2 protein-coding genes and 1 pseudogene are annotated in these 1,717 nt (G+C 62.6%); 1 reads left to right on the top strand and 2 read right to left on the bottom strand.

The window, feature by feature from the left end; genetic code table 11:
• Positions 1–88: 88 nt before the first annotated feature.
• A complete protein-coding gene (locus tag A3764_RS20145) occupies positions 89–742 on the top strand; it encodes a peroxiredoxin (RefSeq protein ID WP_067919398.1) in 654 nt (217 codons plus the stop codon).
• 3 nt (positions 743–745) lie between these two features.
• Here the strand turns inward: A3764_RS20145 and A3764_RS20150 are convergent, their stop codons facing one another.
• On the bottom strand, positions 746–1,462 hold the full coding sequence (locus A3764_RS20150) for a glycosyltransferase family 25 protein (protein ID WP_067919459.1): 717 nt from the start codon (positions 1,460–1,462) through the stop codon (positions 746–748).
• A gap of 34 nt (positions 1,463–1,496) precedes the next feature.
• Positions 1,497–1,717: pseudogene (locus A3764_RS20155) on the bottom strand (substrate-binding domain-containing protein); the annotation flags it as partial.

Here is a 1,717-nt window from a genome sequence, read left to right on the forward strand (position 1 = left end):
GCTTCTCACTCTGCAAGAGAGGGGATGAAACGGGCAGGGAAAGTACCTATCTTCCGGATACCGACCATAATGCATACCGGAGGACACCATGAGCTTGCGCATAAATGACACCATCCCCGATCTGACCGTCGAAACCGATCAGGGCAGCATGTCGCTGCACGACTGGGTCGGGGACAGCTGGGCGATCCTCTTTTCGCACCCCAAGGATTTCACCCCCGTCTGCACGACGGAGTTCGGCGCCGTGGCCCAGCTCGCCGATGAGTGGGAAAAGCGCGGCACCAAGGTCATGGGCATCTCCGTCGACGGGGTGGAAGACCACAAGAAGTGGAAGAACGACATCAAGTCGGTTTCGGGCGCTGAACCGAATTTCCCCATTATCGCAGATGACGGGCTGGAGGTTGCGAAGGCCTTCGACATGCTGCCTGCCGATGCCTATCTGCCCGACGGGCGTACCCCGAACGATAGCGCGACCGTGCGCGCGGTCTTCATCATCGGGCCTGACAAGCAGTTGAAGCTGAGCATGACCTATCCGATGACGGTGGGCCGTAACTTCGCCGAGATCCTGCGCGCGCTGGACGGTCTGCAAACCTCCACCGGCAAGGGCGTGGCGACACCGGCAAACTGGAACGTTGGCGACGACGTCATCATTCCCGCCACCGTTTCCGATGAGGATGCGAAGGCCAAGTTCGGCTCTTTCGACAAGAAGCTGCCCTACCTGCGGACGACCGCCGCGCCGAAGTAGAGCTCAGGGCTTCTGCGGACGCAGGGCCACCTGCGCGCGGTACCATGCGCGCCGTATTTCCCGCATCGGCTTTGCGCCGGTGCGGGTTTTGCTTTGCGCGGTGGACCCCCCCAGTTCATGGGCGATTTCACGGTTACCGTTGGGCAGAATGGTGTGAACCGACTGGCCTGTGACCCAATGCATCTGCAGCCATGTGTCCACAGGCCGGTCGATCACCTCCGACGCCAAAAGCAGATGTTCCGCGGCCTTGCGTCCCACGATCTGGCAGCAGGTCTGCAAGCCGATCCGTCGCGGTAACATCAGCTGCATTTCTGCGTCAGAAGCCAGCACCGCGGCGGGATTTTCCCGGTTCTTGGGCGGCAGGCGGACGTACATCTGCGCCAATGGCTGGTCCTTCAGAAGATCGAGGGCGCGCGCGAACAACTGTTGTTCCACGGCCAGATCGTCCTCGACGATGATCGCGTGATCCAGTCCCTCCTCCACGATCTTGCGCCAGCAGCGCCGGTGGCTCTGGAACACGCCGATCTCGGCCGGGGAGAGCGGGAAGGGGTAGGGGGGGCGATGCAGATCTCCCGGGCGGGTCTGCACGCCGGCCCGTTGCGCGGGGTCGCGCCCGTCAACCGCATCCACAACCTCTGCGTCCGGCAGGTCCAGCAAGAGCCGATCCACATTCGGGCGCCGCGCGGTGCTGCCCGCCATGTGGATGATGAACGACCGCATCAGCGAAAGCGGTGGATGGCCAGCAACAGGATCATCATTCGGCGCCGGCAGACTGGGCATTGAAGGTGAACAGCTTTTCGCCCGCAATGGTATATCCATCGATCAGGCCCTGGGCCCGCGGGCCGGTCAACCAGTCCTCCAGCGCGCGGGTCGCGTCGGCTTTCACGTGGGCATGCCGCTCCGGGTTGACCGGGATATAGGCGTATTGGTTAAAAAGGATAGGATCCCCCGCAAAGACGATGTCCAGCCCCGCCT

Origin of the sequence: Sulfitobacter sp. HI0129 (assembly GCF_001635395.1) — a bacterium.
In the GTDB taxonomy this organism is placed as follows: Bacteria; Pseudomonadota; Alphaproteobacteria; order Rhodobacterales; family Rhodobacteraceae; genus Sulfitobacter.

Bases quoted from the DNA above. Each gene is read 5' to 3' on its own strand.
- A3764_RS20145 (WP_067919398.1), top strand. From the start codon at position 89: ATGAGCTTGCGCATAAATGACACCATCCCCGATCTGACCGTCGAAACC.
- A3764_RS20150 (WP_067919459.1), bottom strand. From the start codon at position 1,462: ATGCGGTCGTTCATCATCCACATGGCGGGCAGCACCGCGCGGCGCCCG.